The organism is Vibrio sp. 10N.222.46.A1 (assembly GCF_041473595.1).
GTDB classification, from domain to species: domain Bacteria; phylum Pseudomonadota; class Gammaproteobacteria; order Enterobacterales; family Vibrionaceae; genus Vibrio; species Vibrio tasmaniensis_A.
The window spans coordinates 1-565 of the sequence record NZ_JBFRSN010000758.1; the positions used below are offsets into that span (position 1 = coordinate 1).

The following is a 565-nucleotide window of genomic DNA, read 5'->3' on the forward strand; positions in this document are numbered from 1 at the left end:
GCTTAATAGTGAAGCAATTCCATTTTTAGGTTGGAATTCAAACAATGGTCATATGTACCATTGTTTGAATTTTGGTATCTGGCTATAATTTACTTGCAAGCACTTCTATAGATTTGTGATTTCTCAGTGAAGCAATTCCATCCTCAACATGAGCAGCCCAAGCTTGTTGGTATTGCTTGGCTTCTAATTCTGGGTAGTACATCTTTAAAACTAACTCAGTCACATCACTAGTTTCACCTAGCCACGTAAACTTATCCAATACTAATGAGCCATCGAGTTTCGCTTCGATGAAGTTGTACCTAAAATCACTCTCTACAGAGCGAAAAAAAGCAATACGCGCAGATACGTTTGGAGTAACCCCTGTATAGCCTTTTAGCTTCTTCAGCTGTTCTTCTGTAGTGCGGGTCAAGTTCATGCGATTAGGTAGCATTATACAGCCTCCTTGGTAGGCTCTTTCCAGAAGTAACCTTGTTTCAGTGATGAAGACTTGGTTGCACCATCAAAGCAGATTTCGTAAGTGCGAGCGATATCATCTTGAATCATGCGGGTGTAATTTTTATCGATC

1 protein-coding gene is annotated in these 565 nt (G+C 40.0%); it reads right to left on the bottom strand.

Annotation, left to right across the window (positions count from 1 at the left end; all coding sequences use genetic code 11):
• Positions 1-82: 82 nt before the first annotated feature.
• Entirely contained in the window at positions 83-430 is a 348-nt protein-coding gene (gene dndE, locus AB4496_RS19700; RefSeq protein WP_017104393.1) for a DNA sulfur modification protein DndE, read from the bottom strand.
• Positions 431-565 lie beyond the last annotated feature (135 nt).

Bases quoted from the DNA above. Each gene is read 5' to 3' on its own strand.
- dndE (WP_017104393.1), bottom strand. From the start codon at position 430: ATGCTACCTAATCGCATGAACTTGACCCGCACTACAGAAGAACAGCTG.